This window comes from Salinivibrio sp. EAGSL (assembly GCF_013366455.1).
Lineage (GTDB): Bacteria > Pseudomonadota > Gammaproteobacteria > Enterobacterales > Vibrionaceae > Salinivibrio > Salinivibrio costicola.
In genome coordinates this window covers 1-270 of the sequence record NZ_JABWMG010000076.1, presented here as the reverse complement: position 1 = coordinate 270, position 270 = coordinate 1, and the positions used below count along the sequence as shown (strand labels likewise).

The 270-nt window shown below is 48.9% G+C and carries 2 tRNA genes; both read left to right on the top strand.

Annotated elements, in window-relative coordinates:
* Positions 1-58: 58 nt before the first annotated feature.
* Positions 59-134, top strand: a tRNA-Glu gene (locus tag HLG76_RS14760).
* Positions 135-136: 2 nt separating this feature from the next.
* A tRNA-Lys gene (locus tag HLG76_RS14755) sits at positions 137-212 on the top strand.
* Positions 213-270 lie beyond the last annotated feature (58 nt).

Here is a 270-nt window from a genome sequence, read left to right as displayed (position 1 = left end):
TCACACAGATTGTATAGGTTGAAGTTATAAGAGGATATGTTCCCAAACATATCAGTGTGTCCCATTCGTCTAGAGGCCTAGGACACCGCCCTTTCACGGCGGTAACAGGGGTTCGACTCCCCTATGGGACGCCATTGGGTTGTTAGCTCAGTTGGTAGAGCAGTTGACTTTTAATCAATTGGTCACAGGTTCGAATCCTGTACAACCCACCACATTATTGTGGGCGATTAGCTCAGTTGGGAGAGCACCTCCCTTACAAGGAGGGGGTCA